Here is a 21010-nt window from a genome sequence, read left to right as displayed (position 1 = left end):
GTGGACGAAGTGTGACCTGCGGGGCGAGGGGCGCATCGAGGGCCTGAGGGGCGATTTGTCGACTGACTCGCGCTTCTGAGTCGACTTGTCCCCAGGTCGAGACAGTCGCCTGTGGATAACTCCTGTGGATAACTTAAATATGCAGGTAGGACAGGCCGCCGCGACGCCCCGGATGGCTAGAAACGGCCGTCCTGACAGCGCGCCACCCAGTCCGCCGCCGACACGAACTCCTCGTCCGACGTCCCGGGCCGCGGCGGCTCGGTCTCCCCGGGCCGGACGTCCGCGCGCGGATACGAGCCGAGGAACCGCACCTCCAGGCAGATCCGCTTCAGCCCCATCAGCGCCTCCGCGACCCGGCGGTCGGCGATGTGCCCCTCGGCGTCGATGCAGAAGCAGTAGTTCCCGATGCCGGCGCCGGTCGGGCGGGACTGGAGCAGCATCAGGTTGATCCCGCGGGTGGCGAATTCGCCCAGCAGGTCGCGCAGCCCACCGGGGTGGTCGTCGCGCTGCCACAGCACGACCGACGTCTTGTCCGCGCCGGTCGGCGCCGCGGGCCGGGCCGGACGCCCCACCAGCACGAACCGGGTCTGCGCGGTCTCCGGGAAGTCGTGGATGCCGGTCTCCAGCGCCTCCAGTCCGTACCGGGCGGCGGCGAACTCACCGGCGAACGCGGCGTCGTACCGGCCCTCCTGGACCAGCCGGGCCGCGTCCGCGTTCGAGGCGGCCGACTCCCAGTCCGCGTCCGGCAGATGCGCGCGCAGCCAGTTGCGCACCTGCGACTGGGCGGCCGGGTGGGCGGAGACCGTCTTGATGTCCGACAGCTTGGTGCCGGGCCGCACCAGCAGCGCGAAGGTGATCGACAGCAGCACCTCGCGGTAGATCATCAGCGGGGCGCCCGCGACCAGCTCGTCGAGGGTGGTGGTGATACCGCCCTCGACGGAGTTCTCGATCGGCACGAACGCGGCCTCGGCCTCCCCGACGCGCACCGCGTCCAGCGCGGACTGCACGGACACGTACGGGATCAGCTCCCGCGTGGCCGCCTCGGGAAGGGTGCGCAGGGCGACTTCGGTGAAGGTGCCCTCGGGGCCGAGGTACGCATAGCTCGCTGGCATGGCTTCACCCTAATGGGCCCACGGACGCACGGCCCGCGTGTCCCGGCAGAGCCACTCGACCGGGTGGTTTGGAACGGCGGCGGACGCACACCGCCGTGTCGTTTCACCCCTCCAGCAGCCGCTGCCCCACATACTCCCCCTCCGCCGCGCCGCCCGGCACCGCGAACAGCCCGCTCGCCTCGTGCCGGACGAACCGCGACAGCGCGTCCCCCCGGTCCAGCTTCCGCTGCACCGGCACGAAGCCGCGCAGCGGATCGGCCTGCCAGCAGATGAACAGCAGCCCCGCGTCCGGCGTCCCGTCGGCGTCGATGCCGTCGTGGTACGAGAACGGCCGCCGCAGCATCGCCGCACCGCCGTTCTGGTCGGGCCGGGTGATCCGGGCGTGCGCGTTGACCGGGACGACCAGGTCACCGTTGGCGTCGGTCTTCTCCAGGTCCATCTCGGTCGTCTCGGTCCCGCCGGACAGCGGCGCCCCGTCGGACTTGCGGCGCCCGATGACGTTCTCCTGCTCGGAGACCGGCAACCGCTCCCAGTCGTCGAGAAGCATGCGGATGCGGCGTACGACGGCGTAGGAGCCGTTCGCCATCCAGGCGGGCTCGCCGTTCTCCGGGACGAAGATCCGCCGGTCGAAGTCGGCGTCGGCCGGCTTCGGATTGCGGGTGCCGTCGATCTGCCCCATGAGGTTGCGCGCGGTCATCGGGTGGGCGGTGGCGCCCGGCGACCGGTTGAAGCCGTTCATCTGCCAGCGCACCCGGGCCGCCCCGCCCGCCTCCTTCTGGATCGCGCGCAGCGCGTGGAAGGCGACGAGGGCGTCGTCCGCGCCGATCTGCACCCACAGGTCACCGTTGCTGCGGGCCTTGTCGAGCCGGTCGGAGGAGAAGTCCGGCAGCGGATCCAGGGCGAGCGGCCGCTGCTTCTCCAGCCCGGTCCGGGCGAAGAAGCTGTGCCCGAACCCGAAGGTGATCGTCAGCGACGACGGGCCGGCGTCCCGGGCGACGTCCGTGTCGCCGTGCGGGGCCGGCTCACCCGCCATCAGCCGCTCGGCCGTCTGCGACCAGCGGCGCAGCAGCGCGGCTGCCTCCTTGCGGCCCGCGCCCGCGGCCAGGTCGAAGGCGACGAGATGGCCGTGGGCCTGGAGGCCGTCGGTGATGCCGGGCTGATGTTTCCCGTGAAACATCGCCCGGCCCGAGCCCAGCGAGGTGAGTGGCGTGGCCGACGCGGGCGCGGCGGCGTATCCCACGGCGGCACCGGCCGCGCCGAGCACGAGCCCGGTGGCGCCGGCGGTGCCGAGCAGCGCCCGCCGGGACACGCCCTGCGGGGCGCGGTCGGCGGCGGCGTCGGCGGGGGTGCGGGCCTCGGGGACGGACTGTTCGGTCATGGTGCGGTTCAGCCGATCTGCGCGTTCTTGGCGACGGTCACCTGGTCGACGTCGGAGGTCCGTACGGTCACGGCGACCTTCCAGTCGCCGGCGACGGGGAGCTGCACTCCGCTCGCCGACCAGTGTCCGGTGGTGATGTGGTCGGGGACGACGGGCAGCGGCCCGATGTCCTTCGCTTCGAGGGTGAAGGCGACCTTGACCTCGGGGACGTCGAAGGCACGGCCGTTGGGGCGGGTGACGTAGACGTGCATCTCGTTGGCGCCCACGCGCGCGGGGTCGAGGTCGATGCTGACGACGCCCTTGCCGTCCTGGCCGCCGGTGTCGAAGGGCATGTCCAGGGTGAGCGCGCCGGAGGCGACACCGGACGAGGAGGAGGCAGCCGCCGAGGTCGCCGCCTTGGCGGCCTCTTCCGTGCGCCCCGGTTCGGTCTGCGTCAGCGCGGTCGTGACGGCGAGCAGGACGACGGCGACGCACGCCTCGGCGAGCACCGAGCGCCGCAGCCCGGACCGGTCGGGATCCGCGTCCCGCTCCCGGCGCTGCCGTGCCGCGTCCATCGCGGCTCGCTGCCGGGCGAGCTGGGCGGCACGCCGGGGGTCGTCGGCGCCGGTGGCCGCGGTGGGGCCGGTGGCGGGACCGCCCTCGGCGTCCCTGCCCGCCGTGACGGGACCGCCCTCCGTTCCCGAGCCCGCCGGCGCGGCCTTGCCCTGGGTGCCGCCGCCCACGGCACCGTTCCGGCTGCCGGAACGCGCGGCCACAGCCTCGTCCACCGTCTCGTCCCCGGTGTCTGCCTGCGCGTCGGCGTCGGCGTCCCCCTCGGCCGGCACCTCCTCGCGCCCCCCGTCCCGCAGCCGCGCCGTCCACCGCCGGGAGATCCACGCGATCCCGACGAGCAGGGCCACCAGCCCGATCTTGACGAGGAGCAGCTGGCCGTAGCGGGTGCCGGTGAAGGCCGACCAGGAGCCGAGCTGCCGCCAGGACTGGTAGACGCCGGTGGCGGCGAGGGTGGCGACGCTGCCGAAGGCGACGGCGGAGAAGCGGCGTACGGCGGACGCGGCGACCGGGGTGCCCGCGGGCGCCCGGTACAGGGCGACGAGGAGCGCGGTCAGTCCGCCGAGCCAGGCGGCGACGGCGAGCAGGTGGAGGACGTCGACGGGCATGGCGATGCCGGGCTGGAGGCCGGTCGAGGCGTGCTCGGCCATGGCCCAGCTGGCGGCGAGCCCCGCGGCCACCACCCCGCCGCCGACGGCGAGCCCGAAGGTGAGGTCGCGTTTCTCCTCGGCCTCCCGCTTGTCCCAGGCGCCGAACAGCACGGCGATGAACAGCGCGGCCGCGGCGAGCAGCAGCAGCCGGGAGACCAGGGCGGCGCCGGTCTTGGTCTGCAGGACCTGGCCGAGGAGGTCCAGGTCGAGGATGTCGGCGGCCTTGCCGGAGGTGGTGTAGGAGCCGCGCAGGAGCAGCAGCCACAGCGTGGCGGCGGTCAGCGCGACCCAGCCGGAGACGACGAGCCGCTGCACGGCGCGCACGCCGGACCCGGCCGGCCAGCAGGCGAGCACGAAGGCGGCGCCGCCGACCAGCACGATGAACCCGGCGTAGGAGACGTACCGCCCGAAGCCGTAGAGCCCGCCGACCAGGCCGCCGCCGGCCTCCTGGCCGGTGACGGTGACGGTGGTGGCGGAGGGGGCGCCGATGGAGAACGTGTAGGCGCCCGCGACGGGGTGGCTGTCCGCGGAGACGACCTGGTAGGTCACGGTGTAGGTGCCGTCGGGCAGCCCGCCGTGCAGCTTCACGGCGTACGTCGTGCCGCTCACCTCGGTGGGGTCGCCGGCGTCGACGCGGGTGCCCTTGGGGTCGAGGACGCGCAGGGAGTCGTCGCCCATGGCGACCTTCTCGGAGAAGGTCAGGGAGACCTGCTCGGGGGCCCGCTGGACCACCGCCCCCTGCCGGGGGTCGCTGCCGGTCAGCGCGGCGTGCGCGGAGGCCGGCGCGGCGGCGGCGAGCAGGGCGCCGACGACGGCCAGGAGCAGCAGCACCAGGTTCCGCGCGCGGGGGGCGATGGTCTGCGTCACGTGGGTCCCCTCCCTCAGTGGCCGTCGGCCGGCCGGTAGGTCGCCGGCTTGACGGGTATGGCGACCTTCACGGTGCCGGACTCGGCGAAGTGCAGTTCGACGTCGACGGTCTCACCCTGCTTCGGCTTGCGCTTGAGCATCTCGAACATCAGGTGGCTGCCGCCGCTGCGGAAGACGAGCCGGCCGTGCGCGGGCACCTCCAGGGAGGCCGCCTCCCGCATCGAGGTGCCGACGGTCTCGTGGAGGGTGACGCTGCCCGCGACGTCGCTGGTGACGGAGGTCAGCCGGTCCGCGGCGCCGCCGTCGTTGGCGACGGTCAGGAAGCCCGCGGCCATGTCGGAGACCGGCTGCGGCATGTAGGCGCCGCTGACCGACAGGTCGGCCGCGCCGTCGTCGCCGGAGCCGCAGCCCGCGAGCAGCAGTGCCCCGGCCAGGGCCGCGGCGGAGGCCGCCGTACGCCTCACGGCGGCCGTACGCCTCACGGCTTCTCTCCCTTGATGATCAGGGGAAGGTCGTGGGTGTAGTCCTCGACGGTGGCGTCCTCGCCGTACAGCAGATAGCCGCCGTCGGTCTTCGGGGAGAAGCCGATGACCTGCGTGCCGTGGGTGGAGACGATCTTGCCGTTCTTGTCCTTGTGCGGCGCCTCGATGGTGATGCCCAGGGTGCGCGCGCCGGCCTGGATGGTGGCGAAGTCGCCGGTGAGGCCGACGACCTGGGAGTCGATGCCCTTCAGCCAGGTGCCGAGCGCGGCGGGGGTGTCCCGCTCGGGGTCGGTGGTGACGAACACGATCCGCAGCTTGTCCTGCTCGGCCTGCGGCAGGTGCTTCTTGGCGACGGCGAGGTTGTTCATCGTCAGCGGGCACACGTCGGGGCAGTGGGTGTATCCGAAGTAGATCAGGGTGGGCCGGCCGTGCGTCTCCTTGCGGAGGTCGTACTTCTTGCCCTGGGTGTCGGTCAGGACCAGGTCCGGCTTCTCGAACGGCCGGTCGAGGACGGTGACGGCCTTGCCCGAGTCGGACTCCTCGGAGACCACGGCGACGGGTCCGGAGTCGTCGCCGCCGCTGCCGCAGGCGGAGAGGGTGAGGGAGGCGGCGGCGAGCAGGGCCGCCGCGGCGAACGTCTTCTTGCGCATGGAGAAAAGTCCCAGATAGGTGCGGATCCGGTGCGCGCAGGGGCCGCGCCCGTCGAGCGGGCGGTACGGCCCCTGCGCGCGGCCGGGGCGGGAGGCGTCAGGCGGCGCTGCGGCGGCGGCCGGCGAGGACGCCGTACGCCACGCCCGCCACGCCGGCGACGATGCCCACGACACCGAGGACGCGGGCGGTGGTGTCGGTGTGGTCGTCCTCGGCGGCCTCGGTGGTCGCCGACGTCTTCGCGGCGTCGTCCGAGTCCTTGCCGGAGGAGTCCTCGGCCCCGGCGGCGCCGTGTCCGTGCTCGTCGTCGGCGGCCGCGGACAGGGTCAGCACGGGGGCGGGGTTCTCCGGCTCGTCCTGGCCCTCCTGCGGGACCTCGATCCAGCGGACGACCTCCTTGTTGTCGTACGTCTGGATCGCCTTGAAGACGAGCTGGTCGGTGTCCTCGGGCAGCTTGCCGACGGAGAGCGGGAACTTCTGGAAGTAGCCCGGCTGGATGCCCTTGCCGGTGGCGGTCCAGGTCACCTTGGACACCGCCTCGGTGATCTTCTCGCCGTGCATCTCCAGCGGCTTGGCCAGCTTCGACTTGGTGACCTCGACGTTCCAGCCGTCGACCGGCTGCGGCATCACCGAGGCCAGCGGGTGGTCGGTCGGGAGGGTCACCTCGAGCTTGGTCGTCGAGGCGTTGTCACGCTCGTTGGGCACCTTGAAGTCGACGACGGCGTAACCGCCCTTGGCGGCCGCTCCCTCGGGCTGCACGGAGACGTGCGCGAGGGCGGGGGAGGACAGCGCGAGGACGGCCGTGGCGGCGAGGGCGCCGGTGACGGCGAGACGGGAAACCTTCATGGAAGGCAGCACTCCACTTCGAGTGAGTCCGACTTGGTCAGTTGGGGACTGCTGTAGGGATACGCACGACGCGTGGAGGAATACGCACGCACACGCGCGTGCCGCACAACGGCGCGGCCCCCTGGAGTCCTCTTCGGCTCTCTCGGTGCGGTGGTCGCGGCGCGTCAGGCGGCGAGGTCGAAGGCGGCGGCCGGCGGGCCGCGCCGGATCACCGTGTGCTGGAGTGCGGCGGCGGCCGGTCTGCGCGGCGCGAGCCACTCGGTGCGCGGCAGGCGCGGCCCGTGCTGCGGCGCGGCCGGCAGCCCGGCGAGCAGGGCGCGCACCAGGGCGAGCGCGGCGCGCAGGGACCGTACGAGCGCCCCGTCGGCGACCTCCCGCGCGGACAGCGCGGCCAGACCGGCCAGGCGCAGCAGGGCCAGGTCGCCGTGGCGCAGCAGCCAGCCCGCGGCGAGCGCCGCGAGGACGTGGCCGAGCAGCATCGGCAGGGACGGCAGCAGGGACGCCATGGAGTCCGGGCTGGTGGACAGGGCGTCCGCCGGATGGTGCATCGCCGTCGGCGTCACGCGCGCGTCGGCGAGGATCCGCTGTGCCTGGACCGGGCTGAGCTGCGCGGCGGTGGCCCCGCACACCAGCCGCGCGGCCTGCGCGACGAGCGAGCCGTCGGAGGCGGAGGCCGCCGCCGTGCCCGCGGATCCCGCCGTGCCGGCGGTGTGCTGGCCCAGCCCGAACAGCGCGTGCAGCACGGTCTGACCGAGGGCGAGCAGCGCCACGATCCCGGGCAGCGACCGCTCGCGTCCCGCGAGCGGCACCACGACCACCAGGGCCCCGAGGAAGCCCGCGCCCAGCGACCACAGCGGAACCGTGGCGCAGGAGGCGAGCGTGTGCCCGCACGCGGCCAGCACGACGCAGACCGCGGCGAACACCGCGGCCCGCAGCAGGCGCAGTTCGCGTCCCGCGCGCGCGGAGCGCGCGCACGGACGTGCGTGGGGGGCAGTCATGGCGGCCCCATCATCCCACTGCCCGCCCCGGCCCCGGGCGGCAGGTCCGCGAACTGCCGTACGACCGGAAGATCATGTTCTGGTACGACCGGCACCCGCCTGGCCCATTCCCGCACCACATACACCGTTTGCCACGGTCGGCGCATCCCCCATATGGGCGGCATCACGTCAATTCCGGGCTTACGCAAGGGTACGGGCGGCAATACGTAACGGTATGTCGAGCCGCGGCCAGGAGGCTGGAGCATGAGCATCTGGTGGTCACTCCATCTGCGGCGCGAGGCTGCGAGCGTGCCGCTGGCCCGGCGCCTGCTGCTCGGCACCATGGAGACGGCGGGCGTCGACCCCGACATCTCCTACGACCTCTCCGTCGCCCTCACCGAGGCCTGCGCCAACGCCGTCGAGCACGGCGGCGGCACCGCGTCCGGCGGCGCCGGCGCCTACCGCGTCACCGCCTACCTCGACGGCGAGATGTGCCGGATCGAGGTCACCGACTCCGGCCCGGGCTTCGCCCCCGCCGACCCGCGCGGCACGCGCGCCCCGCACGAGGACGCCGAGCACGGCCGCGGCCTGCACCTGATCCGCCAGCTCGCCGACCACGTCCACATCGCCAGCCGGCCGGGGGGCCGGGGCGGCGCGGTGGTGAGCTTCGACAAGATCCTCAAGTGGCGCGAGGACGCGCCGCTCGTGGCGGTGTGACACCCCCTGGTCGCGGGGGCGCTCAGTCGAGGGCGAAGGGGTCGCGGGCCTCGGACCGCCGCTGGTCGACGAAGAGTCCGTCGGGCGGCGTCGCGAGCGGCAGCGGTTCGGGATCGCGGTGGCCGTCCGCGCAGTGCGCGAACGGACCGGTGACCGGGTCGGTCAGGGCACGCCAGTGCGGGTCCGCGTGGTGCAGCCACCAGTTCGACATGCCGAGGGCGGAGTCGAAGCGCAGCATCTCCCAGGCCCGCCACAGCGCGTCCAGCCGGGACAGCGCCTGGGCGTGCCGGTACCACTCCGGGCACCACGCCCGGCCGGATGCCGGGGTGGGCGGGGTCAGCAGGTACGCCAGCCGCTCGGTGACGAACTCGTTGACGTTCCCGTAGAACAACTCCTCCGCGCGGGCGGCCTCTTCCTCCTCGCGCCGGATGTCCTCCGGCGACTCGGTCCGCTCCTCCTGGCCGGGTGAGGTCATGACGGCACACTCCTTTGTGCGAGAACGGCGGCGCGGGCCTCGTCGTGCCGGCCGACGCTGTCGAGGATCGTCGTGAGCAACCGCAGCGACCAGCGCAGCCCGCTGTCGTCACTGCTCGGGTCGCGGTCCCACAGGTCCCGGCGGATGTCGACGGCCCGCCGCGCCGGTTCCACCGCGCGCACGGCCCGGTGCCAGTGTCCGCGCCCGCACAGGTGCAGTGCCCGGGCCAGCCCGTGGAGCAGGCCGGCCCGCTGCGCGGGGGACAGACCGGGGTGGTCCGTCAGCGCCCGGCAGGCCCTCTCCGCCGCCAGCGCGGTGCGCCAGGCGGCGTTTGCGTACCCCGCCGCGGCCCGGGACTCGGCCAGCCGGAGCAGGGCGAAGCAGTGGGCCTTCTCCTGGCCTGCCCGGTCCGTGACGAGCAGCTTCTCCCGCAGGCGCACCTCGTGTCCGGCCACGGGTACGGCCTCCCGGAAGCGGCTCGTCAACGTCAGGGCCCGGGCGAGCTGCCCGCAGGTGTCGGCCAGGAAGACCTCGTGCCGCGCGTCCTCGGCGGCCAGGTCCCGCCGCAGCTCGTACGCCTCGCGCAGCAGCGGAACGGCCCGGGGAGCCGTCAGCCCCCAGCCCGCCAGGTAGCTCGTGCCCAGGTCGTGCAGGCAGAACGCCAGCCCCTCGCGGCCCTCGGCGCCGTCCCGGTCGTCCCCGGCGTCCTCGCGGGCCAGCCGGCGGTAGTGCGGCAGGGCCTGGCGCAGCAGGACGCGGACGGCGGCGTGCCGGGCGTGCCGGCGGTACAGGTCGGAGCCGTCGTGCAGGGTGGCGGCGTACCCCTGCGTGTAGAGGCTGGGGGCGTACTCGAAGAGGCGGTGCCGGATGTCGAGCGCCTGGGTGAGGACGGCCTGCGCCCGCGCCGGGCGGTCCAGCGCGTCGTAGGCCAGCGCGAGCGCGGACGCGGTGCCGGAGCGGGCGTGCAGCGCGCTCGCGCTGAGCGGGAGCGGTGCCAGCGCGTACAGCCGCAGCGCCTCCTCGAAGTGCTCCACCGCCTCCAGGTCGTTCCCAGCGTCCGCCTCCAGATAGCCGAGCGCGCTGACGGCCCGGGCCAGCTCGGGCACACCGACACCACCGGCGGGTACGCCCTCGGGGGTGCCGGTGCCGGTGCCGGTGCTGCCCGGCTCGGGGAGGCCGGTACCGCTCGGCGGCGCGGACTCGGGGAGGCCGCCGGCCTCGCCGGTGCCCCTCACCCGGACCGCCTCCGCCGTGCCGTCGGCCAGCGAGCGCCGGATCGTGATCGCCTGTTCGATGGACGCCCGGGCCCCCTCGGGGTCGTCCGCGCGCTGGTCGTGGGAGACGTTGAGCAGCAGTTGCGCCAGGTTGGGGCCGTGGACGCCGGGGAGGTCCCGGGCCAGGGGCTCCAGCAGTGCGATCGCCTCGCGTTCCAGCGCCATGGCCTCGCCCCGGGGCCGGGAGGCGGCGTTGTAGTCGACCGCCAGGCCCATCAGGGCCCGGGCGAGGTCCGCCGTGTAGGCGTCGGGGTTCTCCGCCGCCAGCCTGCGGGCGTTGTCGACGGCCTCCTCGCTCATCGTCAGGGCTTCGGTGCCGCGCCGGAAACGCCACAGGTTCGTGCCGCGCGCCACCAGCGTCTTGTGCAGCAGCAGCGGGTCCAGGTCGGGGTGGCGGTCCGCCAGCTCCCGGGCGCGCCGCACCGCCTCCTCGGTGTGCTCGTCGGACCTGCCGACCTGGTCGAAGGAGACCGAGTCGGGGTCGAGCTGCCAGACGACGTACGACTGGTTCACCAGCGCCCGCACCAGCCCGTGCTCGCGGCGCTCCTGTTCCGGCCCGTCCTCCTCGACCAGCGCGCGGTACAGGCCGAGCGCCCGCTCCCCGGTGCGGTGCGCCTGGGTCAGGTGCCCGGCCTTGAGGCAGGCCTCGGACAGCACCAGCAGCGCGTCGGCCCACTCGGTCCGGGTGCCGGTCGCCCCGTCGGCCGCCGCCCGCTCGCACAGCGCCACCGCGTCCTCGGCCGCCCGCCGGGCCTCCTCCCAGTTCCCGACGGCCAGATGCCGCAGGGCGAGATGGTGCCGGGCCCAGGCGCGGTCACGCCGGGCTCGCGGGGAGTCCTCCGGCGCCCCGTCGCACAGCCGGTCCAGCTCGCGGGCCACGTCGAGCGCGTACTCACGCAGCAGATGCGACTGCTCCGGCAGCGTGTCGGCGTGCCCGCGCAGCAGACCGACCGTCAGCGGCGCTTCGGCGGGGACCGTGCGCAGCGTCTCCCGCAGCCGGCCGACGACGGCCTGCGCCCGGTCGGCGTGACCGTCGTTGGCGTGGGCCACCGCCGCGCGGGCCAGCACGGTCAGCGTGTGGGCGCGCTGGTGGTCCGGAGCCCCGCCGAACAGTCTCCGCAGCAGCCCCGCGTCCTGCCTGATCAGCGCGGACGCATGGTGCTCGGCGACCCGGTCGGGCTCCAGTGGCCCCCAGTAGCGGTCGTCGGACGGGGGATACAGCTCGCACAGCCAGAAGGCGAGGTCCCCGGCCACCTCCCGCAGCGGCTCGGGCAGCAGACGGGTGACGGTCCGGCAGGCCTCGTCCTCGTCCTGCGCCGGGCACAGCGCGGCGGCCGCAACGGCCGGGGCGAGCACCCGGTCCACGCGCGGCCCCAGGCCGATGCCGCGGGCGGTGTCCTGCCAGTACCGGTGCTCGTGCCGCAGCAGCTGGTCCTCGGGCGTGTCGTCGCCCGACCGGTCGACCGGCACCTGGCGCAGCAGCGCCAGCAGGGCCTCCATCTGCAGCGTCAGGGCCGTCTCCGCGCCGGTGGCCCCGCGCCGCCGGGGCGCCGGGACGGTCTCGGCGATCCGGGACCAGTCGATGTCCGCCCTGCCGGTCACCTCGGCCAGCCGGCGGGCGAGGTCACGGGCCGCCGTCCGGAACGCCCGCTCCCGCTCGCCGGCGTCCGGGCTCAGCGCGTGCAGGCGGATGGTGTGGACGGAGCCGGTCACCCGGGCCCGTACCGTGTCCTGCCAGGAGCCGGCCGAGCGGGCGAGCAGTAGCAGCCGCACCGGGTGCCGGATGTGCCGGGCGTGCTCCTCCAGCCGCCCCACCAACTCGGGCCGGGTCTCCGCGTAGTCGACGACCAGCAGCAGCGGATGCTGGACGGTCCGCAGCACCCGCAGGTCGCCCGGCTCGCGCACCACCTGTCCGGCGACCCAGCCGCGCCCGCGCAGCTGCGCCATCAGCCGCCGCGCCAGACGGGTCTTGCCCTGCCCGCCGGGCGCGGTGAGCACGCACACCGCGGGCAGGCCGTCCGGGTCCGTCAGACACCAGCGCGTCAGGTCGTCGAGGGTGTCCTGCCGGCCGTGGAAGGACACCACCTCGGCGTCGGCGCGCAGCAGCATGCTGGGCGAGGCCACCGCGCGCTGCGGCGGCGCCGGCTCCAGCAAATGCGCCAGCTCCACCGCTTCGCACTGCGGTTCGACCGAGGTGACCTCGTGGACCACCGCCCGGAAGGCGTCGCAGGCCAGCAGGTCCTCGCTGCGGGTGTAGCGCAGCCGGGTGCCCTGACCCGGCCGCCGGTCCTCGGTCACCAGGCCGAGCAGCAGGTCCTCCTTCTCGGGGAAGACGGCCGCGCCCGACATCCCGGACCAGGCGGTGGTCCCGGCGGCGGTGGCCGCGTCGAGTTCCGCGGTGTCGAAGGCCAGCAGGCCCATGTCGTCGAGGATCTCGAAGTTCCCTGCGCCTCCGTGCGGCCGGATCCGCCCCTTCAGCTCCTCCCGGTCCCGGACGACCACCTCGGGGTTCCGCTCGTCCCGGGCGCGCTGCTGCCGGGGGAAGCCGGTCGCCACGACGCTCAGCTCGGTGCCGCCCGTCACGCACCGCCCCCAGCGCTGCGGCCGCCGGCCGTACGCGCCGCGCAGCGACGGGGGCACGGGCCAGTCCCGGCCGGCGGGGATCTCCAGCAGCGCGGCGTCCACGACATGGTCCGCGTCGAGCCGGCGCCACCGTACGACCGCGGCCACCCGGGCCGACGTCTCGGGAAGGACGACCTCCGCCTCGCCGGCCACCTCCGGCACCAGATGGGCGGCGGTCAGCACCAGCCGCGGCGCGATCAGATAGCCGCTGCCGAAGCCCGTCCCGCGGACCTTGACGACCTGCTGCTCCTGCATCGGCCCGCCCCGGACGCCCGGCTCACTCGGTGTCGCCGACGGCCACGGAACCGCCGCCGCGCTGCTCGGGGTTGAGCCGCAGCGTCACCCGCTGCACCGACCGCGCGCTGCGCTCGCCGCGGGCGTTGGCCTCCACGACCCCGAACCGCAGCGCCCCGCCGCCGTTCCGCGAGCGCACCAGCTCGACCTCGAACTCCGCGGTGATCTCCCCGAGCACGAACCGCAACGGCGAGTCCTGGCCCCGGCGCTGGGCCTCCGACAACTGGGCGCGCAGCACGTCGATGGCGTCGGCCAGATCCAGGAAACTCTCGTCGTGCCCGTCGCGTGCCACACCGAACCCCCCGTCACCACACCCTCGTGTGGCCCCGATTCTAGGGAGTCGGACCGTGATCCGCAGTCAGGACGAGGAACCGGCGGCCGAGTTCAGCACCCGTGCCAGCACCTCCAGCGCCTCCGGGTACGCCCGTTCCCGCGGCGTGCCGTACCCGACGACGATCCCCTGCGGACGCTCCGCGCCGGGCCCGCCCGGAGCGTGCCAGTGCTCCCCCAGGCACCCCAGCGCGAGCCCCTCCGCCTCGGCCCGGGCCAGGACCTCCTTCTCGTCGGCGACCTCCACCAGCGCGTGCAGCCCGGCCGCGACACCGCGCACGCCCCGCCGGCCGCCGAGCCGGTCCAGGAGCTGGTCGCGGCGGCGCCGGTAGCGCAGCCGGCAGGCCCGCACATGACGGTCGTAGGCGTGGCTGTCGATCAGTTCGGCGAGGGCCAGCTGGCCGATCGACTCGGTGTGGTGGTCGCTGTGCAGCTTGGCGTCGGCGACCGCGTCGACCAGGTGCGGCGGCAGCACCATCCAGCCCAGCCGCAGCCCCGGCCCGAGCGTCTTGGACGCCGTCCCCAGGTACGCCACCTGCCCCGGCGCCATGCCCTGGAGCGCGCCGACGGGCTGGCGGTCGTAACGGAACTCCCCGTCGTAGTCGTCCTCGACGATCAGCCCGCCACGCGCGCGTGCCCAGTCGGTCAGCGCCCGCCGCCGCTCGGGGTGCAGGGTCACGCCCGTCGGGTACTGGTGCGCGGGCGTGACCACGACGGCCGACGCCTCCCCCAGCCCCTCGGCGCGGGCGCCCCGCTCGTCGACCGGCACCGGCACCACCGTGCCGCCGTTGCGCCGGACGACCTCCCGGTGGAAGGGCAGCCCCGGGTCCTCCATGGCCACGGTCGCGCCGTCCAGCACCCGGGTCAGCAGCGCCAGCCCCTGCACGTACCCGGAGGTGACGACGATCCGCTCCGGGGGCGCGATGACACCCCGCGCGCGCCCCAGATACCCCGACAGCGCCTGCCGCAGTTCGAGGCGCCCGCGCGGGTCGCCGTAGTCGTACGCCAGTGAGGGGGCCGCCGCGATGGCCCGGCGCAGCGCCCGCACCCAGGCAGCGGCCGGGAACGCCCCGACGTCCGGGCTGCCGGGCCGCAGATCGAAACGCGGGGCACGCGCGCGTGCCGCCGCCTGTGGTGCCGCGGCGTCCTCGGCGGGCAGCGAGGCGACCCGGGTGCCCGAGCCCTGCCGGGCGGTCAGGTATCCCTCGGCGACCAGCTGGTCGTACGCCGCCTTCACGGTGTTCCGCGAGATCCCCAGCTCGACGGCGAGCGCCCGCGTCGCCGGCAACCGCTCACCCGGCGCGAGCCGCCCGTCCCGCACGGCCTCCCGAAGGGCCCGCTCCAGCCCGGCCCGCCGGCCGTCGGCCCCGTCCAGCTCGACATGCAGGTCCACACCGACTCCCCCCAGGGGCGCGGAGACCGCACGAACGGCCCGGCACCCGTCAGCCCGCGACGAAAGGCCGGGCACCCCACCGGTACCCGGCCATCACTCACGACGTCAGCGTTACCGCAGCGACGCCATCCACGCCTCGACCTCGTCGGAACGGCGAGGCAGCGCGGCGGACAGGTTCCGGTTCCCGTCCTCCGTCACCAGGATGTCGTCCTCGATCCGCACGCCGATCCCCCGGTACTCCTCCGGCACGGTCAGGTCGTCGGCCTGGAAGTACAGCCCCGGCTCGACGGTGAGGCACATGCCCGGCTCCAGGACGCCGTCCACGTACGTCTCGGTCCGCGCGGCGGCGCAGTCGTGGACGTCCATGCCGAGCATGTGACCGGTGCCGTGCAGCGTCCACCGGCGCTGCAGGCCCAGCTCCAGCACCCGCTCGACCGGCCCCTCGACCAGGCCCCACTCGACGAGCCTCTCGGCGAGCACCCGCTGGGCCGCGTCGTGGAAGTCCCGGTACTTGGCGCCCGGCTTGACCGCCGCGATGCCGGCCTCCTGCGCCTCGTACACCGCGTCGTAAATCTTCCGCTGGATGTCGCTGAACCGGCCGTTGACCGGCAGGGTGCGGGTGACGTCGGCGGTGTAGTACGTGTGCGTCTCGACGCCGGCGTCCAGCAGCAGCAGGTCGCCGGAGCGGACGGGGCCGTCGTTGCGCACCCAGTGCAGCGTGCAGGCGTGCGGGCCGGCCGCGGCGATCGTGCCGTAGCCGACGTCGTTGCCCTCGACGCGCGCGCGGAGGAAGAACGTGCCCTCGATGTAGCGCTCGCTCGTCGCCTCGGCCTTGTCGAGGACCTTCACGACGTCCTCGAAGCCGCGCACGGTCGAGTCGACGGCCTTCTGCAGCTCGCCGATCTCGAAGTCGTCCTTGACCAGGCGGGCCTCGGAGAGGAAGACGCGCAGCTCCTCGTCTCGCTCGGCGGTGACCTTGTCGGTCAGCGCGGCCTCGATGCCGGCGTCGTGGCCGCGCACGACGCGGACCGGGCCGGTGGCCTCGCGCAGCTTGCCGGGCAGCTCGCGCACGTCGGAGGCGGGGATGCCGTACAGCTTCTCCGCCTCGGTCAGGGAGTGGCGGCGGCCGACCCACAGCTCGCCCTGGCCGGAGAGCCAGAACTCGCCGTTCTCCCGGTCGGAGCGGGGCAGGAGGTAGATCGTGGGCTCGTGGCCGTCGCCCTTGGGCTCCAGGACGAGGACGCCGTCCTCGGTCTGGTTGCCGGTGAGGTACGCGTACTCGACGGAGGCACGGAAGGGGTACTCCGTGTCGTTCGACCGCACCTTCAGGTTGCCCGCGGGGATCACCAGGCGCTCGCCGGGGAAGCGCGCGGACAGCGCGGCGCGGCGGGCGGCGGTCTCGGCGGCCTGGGCGATCGGCTGCAGGTCGCGCAGCTCGGTGTCGGCCCAGCCGGACTTCATGTTCTCGGCAAGCTCGTCGGACACGCCCGGGTACAGTCCGTTCTTCCGCTGCTTGATCGGCTCTTCCTCCGAGGTCTCCGGGGTCTCCGGGAGCTCTTCCGCCACGGTCATCCTCCTTGGGTACGGCACTGGACCACGTCCATCGTACGGTCGTACAGAAGGGGGCACCGGGGCGAAGGGCCTGTTACATCTCCGACACCTCGGCTACTCGAACCGCGCCGCCAGCAGCACCACGTCCTCCTCGGAGTCCGCCGCGTCCAGCCCGTCCGGCAGCACCGTCCGCAGCACGTGCCCGGCGATCGCGTCCGGGTCCTGCCTGAGCGCCCTCGGCACCCCGGCCGCCGCGGCGTGCAGCCGCGCGAAGGCCCGGTCGACGGGGTCGCCGGTACGGTGCAGCAGCCCGTCGGTGTAGAGCAGCACCGTTTCGCCGGGCTCGGCCGTCAGCTCCACGCTGGGCGCCTCCCAGCAGGCGAGCATGCCCAGCGGGGCGGACACGGACGTCTCGACGAACTCCGTGCGCCGCTCACCCACGACCAGCGGCGGGCAGTGCCCGGCCCCCGCCAGGGTGATCTTGCGCAGCGCGGGCTCGCAGTAGGCGAACAGCGCGGTCGCCGAGCGGGCCGGCTCGGTCAGCCGCAGCAGCAGCTCCAGGTCGGACAGGACGGCGACCGGGTCCTCGCCCTCCATCACGGCGTACGCCCGCAGCGACGCCCGCAGCCGGCCCATCGCGGCGACGGCGCTCGGGCCGGAGCCGGTGACCGCGCCGACGGCGAGGCCGAGGGCCGCGTCCGGCAGCGGCAGCGCGTCGTACCAGTCGCCGCCGCCGCGCGGCCCGGTGCGGTGCCGGGCGGCGAGCTGGATGCCGGAGACGCGGGGCAGCCGGGAGGGCAGCAGTTCCTCGCTCATCGTCCGCATGGACGCGCGCGTGCGCTCCACCTCCAGCAGGCGCGCGAGGTGTTCGGCGGCGTGGCGGGCGTACAGACCGATCAGGTGCTGTTGGCGCTCGCTGGGCTCGGCGGGCTCGTCGTAGAGCCAGACGGCGGCGCCGAGGCGGCCGGCGGTCCCGGTGGTCAGCGGGAGGGCGTAGCTGGCGGCGTAGCCGAGGCGGGCGGCCACCTCGCGGTGGCGGGGGTCGAGCCCGTCCGCGGCGAACAGGTCCGGCTCGGCGACGGCGCCGTCGCAGCCGGGCAGTCCCTCCAGGATGCGGCCGTAGGACAGGGCGCTGCGCGGGACGGTCTCGATGTGGCCGAGGTCGGCGCGGGCGAGGCCGAGGCCGATGGTGGTGTCGGGGCCGAGCCCGTCGGCCGGTTCCAGGACGACGAGCCCGCGGCGGGCGCCGACCAGGGCGGCTCCGGCGCGCAGCACCTCCTGGAGCGCGCCGTCGAGCGCGTCCGTGCGGGCCAGGCGTTCGGTGAGTTCGTGCAGGGTCGTGAGGTCGGAGACCCAGCCGGCGAGACGGTCCTGGAGCAGGGCGCCGGGGGCGTGCGGCGGGGGGACCGGGGAACCTGCGGGCGCGGTCGTCGCGGGCGCGACAGTGTGGGCGGGGGCGGGCACCGTTGAATCGATTCCGGCCACTTTCGAAGGGTGAGGGGCATTCATGGCGTCCGGCTTTCCGACCGGTGCGTATTGCTCAAAAGCATCGCAAACCCCCATGTCATTCTGCGCCGCTAGCAGTGTCTCCACATGTACACGCACTCGTGAGGGGATGTCCAGCATTGTCCTGCTGGGATTCCTGGTGTCCGTGGGGCGGTCGGGACGTTTCAAGGCTCCCGGCGGTAACCCCTTGCGGAATAGCAAAGTTGGCTTAAAACTGCCTCGGGTAACGGGTGATTGCGGTCGACTGGGCTTGCTCCACGGAGCGTCACAACGGTCGTGATGGGTACGTACTCGGTGAGGACCAGGGGTGGTTGGGGCCACCCGGAACCTGGTGACCGAACCGGGCGTCCTAGCCACCGACGACCGTGCCCCATCCTCCCGTGGCGGAGGCGAAGAGAAGTACGCGCGACAGCAAAACGCCATACTTCGCCACCCCACGCCACGCCCATGCTCGGGCAGAAGCACCATTGACTGAGCGAGAGACGCACGAGGGCCGAGCGGCCGCGGGAGCTGCAACGCTCGACCCATGAGGGGTTCCCCCTGCCCGGCGCGGGGGTGTGATGCGCCAACAGGTACGCACAGTGAAGTGATCGACACATGGTGTGATGTGGACCCACGGTGTTGCCAGGCGTGCAACGGAAAGGAACGAGCGCTCATGCGCGAGATCCTCGGAAGGCGACGCAGGCGTCTGTCCCAGCGGAAGGGCGGCGGGCCTGAGTTGATCAGCGCGGCCCTCACCTTCGCCACGCAGTGGCGATGGCCCGTACTGCCCGGTGTGGCGGCCGACCCGCAGGGGCACTCCCGCTGCGGCTGCCCCGACCCGGAGTGCACGGTCCCCGGCGCCCACCCCTTCGAACCCGGCCTCCTCGCCGCCACCGCGGACGAGCGCATGGTGCGCTGGTGGTGGACCAACCGGCCGACGGCGCCGATCATCCTCGCCACCGGCGGCACGGCGCCGTGCGCGGTGAGCCTGCCGGCCCTGCCGGCCGCCCGCGCGCTCGCCGCGCTCGACCGCAAGGGCATGCGCCTGGGCCCGGTCGTCGCCACACCGGCACGCTGGTCGATCCTCGTGCGCCCCTACTCCATGGAGCAGTTGGGCGAACTGCTGTACGCCCAGGACTTCGTGCCCGGCTCCCTGCGCTTCCACGGCGAGGGCGGCTATCTCGCGCTGCCCCCGTCCGAGACCGGCCTCGGCACCATCCGCTGGGAACGCGCACCGCTGCCCGGCTCGGCCTCGCCGTGGGTGCCCGATGTGGAGGCCGTGGTGGACGCGGTCGTCGAGGCCCTCACTCGTACGGGTGTGAGCGCGCCCGAGTTGTAGGGGTGTCGGGCGCGCACGGAAGGGCTGCCGTGCGCGCGCTCGTTATCTTCCCTTGCCATGAACCTTCGCCTCCTCGCCCTCGCGGGCGCCGCGGCCTGCGTTGTCGCCCTGCCACTGGCCGTGGCCTCCGCGGGGCAGCCGGGCGACGAGAAACGCACGGTGGCGCCCGCGGCGGGGCGCAGCGGGGTGTACGGCGACGGGGACGAGAAGGCCTCCTCGGACGGGCCGTCCCTCCGGCAGCCGTCCTCGGGCCAGCCGCCCGCCCGGCAGCCGTCCTCCGGGCAGCCGCCCGCCCGGCAGCCCTCCGCCCCGACGCCGGCCGGCTCGGACTCCCCCTACCTGCTCGGCCTGGGCCTGGCCACCGCCGCCCGCTGCGGCCCGGAACTCACCTCGCCCGACGGCATCGAGGCGCAGACCTGCGTGCTGACGCAGGGCACGGACACCTGGGCGCGCACCTACTACCGCAACGCGACCGGCCGCGCCCTGGACGCCGTACTCAGCCTCATGGAGCCGCAGGGGCGGACGGTGCAGATGCGCTGCGCGGTCGCCGCGGAGGACGAGCCGGAGGTGTGCGACACGCCCCGGGAGCCGACACGGGGGCGGCCGGACGCGTACACGGCGATCACCGAATTCGCGGAGGCCGGCGGGAGCGGACCGCTGCTGTTGCGGGTCGGCAGCAATTCACCGGCGCACACAGGCAGTTGACACTTCACGTCACTCTGTAAAGGTCAGCCCAGGCATGAAAAGACCCGGTTGCTGGCGACGGGGGATGCACCAGCAACCGGGCTACTGGAACGGTAACAAGAGATCGGCCCCATGCAAATTCGATCTCATGTCTCCCCCGCCTATTCGGACACCGTCCGAGGGGGTGGCGCCGGAGTTCTCCGGTCACCGACTCCCTTGTGAAGCAAGCGAGTTGTGACCGGAGTCACCTTCTGAGGGGCGCCGAAACCGACCGGTCGCCCCGTCATCGGGACGCCCGGAGGACCAGCCGGGAGCGGGCGGCCGTCAGCTGAGCGTGACCTGCCGGTTGGTGAGGCCGCCGCGGGCCCGGCGCTCGTCCGGGGTCAGCGGGGCGTCCGTGGCCAGGGCGGCGGCCAGCCGCTCGGCGAACTCGGCCGCCGGCTTCTCGATCTCCTCCGCGCCGACCGAACCGGGCAGGTCCCACACCGGCACCGTCAGCCCGTGCGCCCGGAAGGAGCCCACCAGCCGGGTGCCCTCGCCGAGGCTGGAGGTGCCCGCGGCGTGCAGCCGCGCGAGGGCGTCCAGCAGCTGCTCCTCCGGGTGCGGCATGACCCAGCGCAGGTGGTTCTTGTCCGGCGTCTCGCACCAGTAGGCCGCGTCGACACCGGTCAGCCGCACGGTCGGGATGGCCGCGGCGTTGGCCCGCTCCAGGGAGGCGGTCACCTCCGGCGTCGCGTTCTCCGCGTCCGGGACCCAGAACTCGAAGCCGCTGTGCACAACTGGCTCGAAAGCGCTGTCCAGGTCGATCAGGTCCTGCAGCCGCGGACCGTCGGCCGGAGCGCGCCGGCCCTGGACCGGAGTGCCCGGTTCCGTGGTGAGCGCTCGCTGGAGCGTGTCGGCGAGGTCGCGGCTGATGTCGCCCGACGCCGTGTCGTTCTGCAGGCCGAGCAGGACCGAGCCGTCGTCGCGGCGCAGCGCCGGCCAGGCCATCGGCAGCACGGTCGCGAGCGTCACCGACGGCACGCCCTCGGGCAGTCCGTCCTTCAGGGTCAGCTCGGCCGTGGCGGCGGGGACGAGTTCGCGCAGCGCCACCCAGTCGCACTCGCCGGGCAGCCCCTCGAACGGACGGTGCACCAGCTCGGTCGCGGCCTGTGCCGCGGCCCGGCCGTGGCATGCCTTGTACCGCCGGCCGCTGCCGCAGGGGCAGGGCTCGCGAGCGCCGACGACCGGGATCTCCCCGTCCGTGATCTGCGGGCGCTTGGCCTTCGTCTGGGGTCGCTTCTTGGCCATCGTGGGTGTCTCCCGGGTACGGCTCGTCTGGTACGGCGGGAGCC

The 21010-nt window shown here is 74.2% G+C and carries 17 protein-coding genes; 3 read left to right on the top strand and 14 right to left on the bottom strand.

All coding sequences use genetic code 11. From position 1 onward, the window contains the following. Positions 1–176 precede the first annotated feature (176 nt). The 7 genes from pheA to IE308_RS23690 all read right to left on the bottom strand — a co-directional run bounded on the left by pheA (position 177) and on the right by IE308_RS23690 (position 7530). Complete coding sequence (pheA, locus tag IE308_RS23720) at positions 177–1112, bottom strand: prephenate dehydratase (RefSeq protein WP_110629142.1); 936 nt, start codon at positions 1110–1112, stop codon at positions 177–179. A 103-nt stretch (positions 1113–1215) separates the two neighbouring features. Then, entirely contained in the window at positions 1216–2490 is a 1275-nt protein-coding gene (gene efeB, locus IE308_RS23715) for an iron uptake transporter deferrochelatase/peroxidase subunit (RefSeq protein WP_190219486.1), read from the bottom strand. An 8-nt stretch (positions 2491–2498) separates the two neighbouring features. Next, entirely contained in the window at positions 2499–4556 is a 2058-nt protein-coding gene (locus IE308_RS23710) for a copper resistance CopC/CopD family protein (RefSeq protein ID WP_190219485.1), read from the bottom strand. A gap of 14 nt (positions 4557–4570) precedes the next feature. Continuing rightward, positions 4571–5038 (bottom strand): copper chaperone PCu(A)C, encoded by a 468-nt coding sequence (locus IE308_RS23705; RefSeq protein ID WP_373314574.1) that lies wholly within the window; start codon positions 5036–5038, stop codon positions 4571–4573. Next, positions 5035–5688, bottom strand: a complete 654-nt coding sequence (locus IE308_RS23700; protein ID WP_110636709.1) for an SCO family protein — start codon at positions 5686–5688, stop codon at positions 5035–5037. The genes IE308_RS23705 and IE308_RS23700 overlap by 4 nt, the downstream gene beginning before the upstream one ends. Before the next feature lie 97 nt (positions 5689–5785). Continuing rightward, positions 5786–6532 carry a YcnI family copper-binding membrane protein gene (locus IE308_RS23695; protein WP_190219484.1) on the bottom strand — a complete coding sequence of 249 codons (747 nt, stop codon included), beginning with the start codon at positions 6530–6532 and terminating at the stop codon, positions 5786–5788. Positions 6533–6696: 164 nt separating this feature from the next. Next, on the bottom strand, positions 6697–7530 hold the full coding sequence (locus IE308_RS23690) for a hypothetical protein (RefSeq protein WP_110629137.1): 834 nt from the start codon (positions 7528–7530) through the stop codon (positions 6697–6699). A gap of 243 nt (positions 7531–7773) precedes the next feature. Between IE308_RS23690 and IE308_RS23685 the strand changes: the two genes are divergently transcribed. Beyond that, the gene (locus IE308_RS23685) at positions 7774–8226 is read left to right on the top strand and encodes an ATP-binding protein (protein WP_190219483.1); all 453 of its coding nucleotides are present in this window, start codon (positions 7774–7776) and stop codon (positions 8224–8226) included. 22 nt (positions 8227–8248) lie between these two features. Here the strand turns inward: IE308_RS23685 and IE308_RS23680 are convergent, their stop codons facing one another. The 6 genes from IE308_RS23680 to IE308_RS23655 all read right to left on the bottom strand — a co-directional run bounded on the left by IE308_RS23680 (position 8249) and on the right by IE308_RS23655 (position 17791). Next, the gene (locus tag IE308_RS23680; protein ID WP_190219482.1) at positions 8249–8701 is read right to left on the bottom strand and encodes a DUF4913 domain-containing protein; all 453 of its coding nucleotides are present in this window, start codon (positions 8699–8701) and stop codon (positions 8249–8251) included. Beyond that, on the bottom strand, positions 8698–12852 hold the full coding sequence (locus IE308_RS23675) for a trypsin-like peptidase domain-containing protein (protein WP_190219481.1): 4155 nt from the start codon (positions 12850–12852) through the stop codon (positions 8698–8700). Before IE308_RS23675 ends, IE308_RS23680 begins: the two co-directional genes overlap by 4 nt. 22 nt (positions 12853–12874) lie before the next feature. Beyond that, positions 12875–13183 carry a trypco2 family protein gene (locus tag IE308_RS23670; RefSeq protein ID WP_110629133.1) on the bottom strand — a complete coding sequence of 103 codons (309 nt, stop codon included), beginning with the start codon at positions 13181–13183 and terminating at the stop codon, positions 12875–12877. Positions 13184–13249: 66 nt separating this feature from the next. After that, on the bottom strand, positions 13250–14614 hold the full coding sequence (gene pdxR / locus IE308_RS23665) for a MocR-like pyridoxine biosynthesis transcription factor PdxR (RefSeq protein ID WP_190219480.1): 1365 nt from the start codon (positions 14612–14614) through the stop codon (positions 13250–13252). Between the two features lie 111 nt (positions 14615–14725). Then, a complete protein-coding gene (locus tag IE308_RS23660; RefSeq protein WP_190219479.1) occupies positions 14726–16186 on the bottom strand; it encodes an aminopeptidase P family protein in 1461 nt (486 codons plus the stop codon). A 93-nt stretch (positions 16187–16279) separates the two neighbouring features. Beyond that, positions 16280–17791 (bottom strand): PP2C family protein-serine/threonine phosphatase, encoded by a 1512-nt coding sequence (locus IE308_RS23655; RefSeq protein ID WP_190219478.1) that lies wholly within the window; start codon positions 17789–17791, stop codon positions 16280–16282. Between the two features lie 535 nt (positions 17792–18326). Here IE308_RS23655 and IE308_RS23650 point away from each other — a divergent pair. Further along, positions 18327–18992, top strand: coding sequence for a bifunctional DNA primase/polymerase (locus tag IE308_RS23650; RefSeq protein ID WP_110629130.1), 666 nt, complete (start codon positions 18327–18329; stop codon positions 18990–18992). Positions 18993–19049: 57 nt separating this feature from the next. Beyond that, entirely contained in the window at positions 19050–19697 is a 648-nt protein-coding gene (locus IE308_RS23645; RefSeq protein ID WP_190219477.1) for a hypothetical protein, read from the top strand. Between the two features lie 303 nt (positions 19698–20000). Here IE308_RS23645 and IE308_RS23640 read toward each other — a convergent pair whose 3' ends face one another. Continuing rightward, positions 20001–20966 (bottom strand): DUF5926 family protein, encoded by a 966-nt coding sequence (locus tag IE308_RS23640; RefSeq protein ID WP_190219476.1) that lies wholly within the window; start codon positions 20964–20966, stop codon positions 20001–20003. Positions 20967–21010: the final 44 nt, after the last annotated feature.

Source organism: Streptomyces griseosporeus (genome assembly GCF_014656055.1).
Classification (GTDB): domain Bacteria; phylum Actinomycetota; class Actinomycetes; order Streptomycetales; family Streptomycetaceae; genus Streptomyces; species Streptomyces griseosporeus.
This window is presented reverse-complemented; position numbering and strand designations above follow the sequence as displayed.